General features: G+C 68.1%; 3 protein-coding genes. 2 read left to right on the plus strand and 1 reads right to left on the minus strand.

Going from position 1 to position 2567, the window contains the following annotated elements:
- Together JMF90_RS32970 and JMF90_RS32975 are read left to right on the plus strand one after the other, a co-directional pair.
- On the plus strand, positions 1-691 hold a 691-nt coding region (locus tag JMF90_RS32970), incomplete at its 5' end, for a lyase family protein (RefSeq protein WP_268906081.1).
- A 78-nt stretch (positions 692-769) separates the two neighbouring features.
- On the plus strand, positions 770-2275 hold the full coding sequence (locus tag JMF90_RS32975) for an amino acid permease (RefSeq protein WP_011547998.1): 1506 nt from the start codon (positions 770-772) through the stop codon (positions 2273-2275).
- Positions 2276-2333: 58 nt separating this feature from the next.
- On the opposite strand, the gene JMF90_RS32980 is transcribed toward JMF90_RS32975, so the two are convergent.
- Positions 2334-2567, minus strand: a 234-nt coding sequence (locus JMF90_RS32980) for an alpha/beta hydrolase (protein WP_374104308.1), incomplete at its 5' end; no start/stop codon positions are given.

Consider the following 2567-nt stretch of genomic DNA (forward strand, 5'->3'; position numbering starts at 1 on the left):
CACCGCGCATCCGCAGTACGCGGAGAAGGCGCTGGCCGCGCTGCGCCGCATCACCGGGCTCGACCTGAGCACCGCGCCGAACCTGATCGAAGCGACGCAGGATTGCGGCGCGTTCGTCCAGGTGTCGGGCGTGCTCAAGCGGATCGCCGTCAAGCTGTCGAAGATCTGCAACGATCTGCGGCTGCTGTCGAGCGGCCCGCGCGCGGGCTTCGGCGAGATCAACCTGCCGCCCGTGCAGGCCGGCTCGTCGATCATGCCCGGCAAGGTGAATCCGGTGATCCCGGAAGTCGTCAACCAGGTCGCGTTCGAGGTGTTCGGCAACGACCTGACCATCACCTTCGCGGCCGAGGCCGGCCAGCTTCAGCTCAACGCGTTCGAACCGGTGATCGCGAGCGCGCTGTTCCGCAGCTTCAGCCACCTGACGGCCGCCTGCACGACGCTCGCGCAGCGATGCGTGAGCGGCATCACCGCGAATCCCCAGCGGCTGCGCGAAACGATGGAGCGCTCGGTCGCGCTCGCGACCGCGCTGAACCCGTACATCGGCTACAAGCGCGCGACCGCCGTGGCCGCCGAAGCGCATGCGACCGGCAAATCGATCCGCGAGGTCGTGCTGGCGCACGAACTGATGACCGACGCGCAACTCGACGAAGCGCTGCAGCCCGAAGCGCTGATCCGGCCGCGGGCGTTCTGACGCCGGCCGGTTCGGCAGCCGTACCGAAAGCGCCCCCGGAGCGGGGCGCGACACATCTACAAACAACGGAGACTCACGATGACACACCCCAGCGAGCGCCCGGCCGGCCCGGCCGGCGGCGCGGATGCCGTGCATGCCGACCCCGATGCGATGTTCGCGTCGCACGAAGCCGGCTATGCGAAGCAATTGAAGCCGCGGCACGTGCAGATGATCGCGATGGGCGGTGCGATCGGCACCGGCCTCTTTCTCGGCGCGGGCGGCCGCCTGCAAAGCGCGGGGCCGGCGCTCGCGCTCGTGTATCTCGTGTGCGGCGTGTTCGCGTTCCTGATCATGCGCGCGCTCGGCGAGCTCGTGATGCACCGGCCGACCAGCGGCAGCTTCGTGTCGTACGCACGGGAGTTCATGGGCGAACGCGCGTCGTTCGTCGCGGGCTGGATGTACTACCTGAACTGGGCGACGACCGGCATCGTCGACATCACCGCGGTCGCGATCTACATGAAGTACTGGGCCGTGTTCACCGACGTGCCGCAATGGGTGTTCGCGCTCGGCGCGCTCGGGATCGTGTCGGTGATGAACATGATCGGCGTGAAGGTGTTCGGCGAGATGGAGTTCTGGTTCTCGCTCGTCAAGGTCGGCACGCTTGCGGTGTTTCTCGCGGTCGGCGCGGTGTTTCTCGCGAGCGGCCATCCGGTGGCGGGGCAGATGACGGGGCTGCATCTCGTCGCGGATCACGGCGGGATCTTCCCGCACGGCATCCTGCCGGCCGTGCTGATCGTGCAGGGCGTCGTGTTCGCGTACGCGAGCATCGAGCTCGTCGGTGTTGCCGCGGGCGAGACGGCTGACGCGCGCAAGGTGCTGCCGAAGGCGATCAACAGCGTGATGTGGCGCATCGCGCTGTTCTATGTCGGCTCGGTCGTGCTGCTGACGATGCTGCTGCCGTGGACCGCGTACAGCGCGCACGAAAGCCCGTTCGTCACGTTCTTCAGCAAGCTCGGCGTGCCGTACGTCGGCACGGTGATGAACGTCGTGGTGCTGACCGCCGCGCTGTCGAGCCTGAATTCCGGTCTCTATTCGACGGGCCGCGTGCTGCGCTCGCTCGCGATGGGCGGCTCGGCGCCGCGTTTCGTGTCGCGGATGAACGCGCGCGGCGTGCCGTACGGCGGCATCCTGATCACGGTCGCGATCAACGCGATCGGCGTGCCGCTCAACTACATCGTGCCGGCCCAGGCGTTCGAGATCGTGCTGAACATGGCGTCGCTCGGGATCATCACGACGTGGGGCTTCATCGTGATGTGCCAGATCCTGTTCCGCCGCGCGGTCGATCGCGGCGAGATGAAGGCCGTGTCGTTCCGGATGCCGGGCGCACCATTCACGTCGTGGCTCACGCTCGCTTTCCTGGTCGGCGTGCTGGTGCTGATGGCGTTCGACTATCCGGGCGGCACGTGGACCATCGCGACGATTCCCGTCGTCGTGCTCGCGCTGGTGATCGGCTGGAAGCTGGCGAAACGCGGCGCCGAGCGCGAGCGGGCGGCGGCGATGCCTGCATCCGTGCGTGGCGTGGCGGACCCTGCGCAAAACGCGTGACGTGATGCACCCGGGGGCGCCGGTTCGTTCGCGGGCCGGCGCCCCCGGTACGTTTGGATCAAGTTGGGTTCAACCCGGTGCGCTCACCGACCCATCGGCCGAAATCGCCGGCCATCTCCGCGGTCAGCTCGTGGCCGGCCGCATACAGCCGCGTGTCGTGCGCGACGCCGAGCGCCGTCAGCTTCGCGTCGGCCTTGTCCGCCCACGAGACGGGCAGCTTGTCGTCGAAGCGGCCATGCATCACCAGCGCGTGCAGCGTGCTCAATGCATCGCGCGGCGCGATCAGCGGATC

Origin of the sequence: Burkholderia sp. E168m23 (genome assembly GCF_016586125.1) — a bacterium.
GTDB classification, from domain to species: Bacteria; Pseudomonadota; Gammaproteobacteria; order Burkholderiales; family Burkholderiaceae; genus Burkholderia; species Burkholderia orbicola.

Bases quoted from the DNA above. Each gene is read 5' to 3' on its own strand.
- JMF90_RS32975 (WP_011547998.1), top strand. From the start codon at position 770: ATGACACACCCCAGCGAGCGCCCGGCCGGCCCGGCCGGCGGCGCGGAT.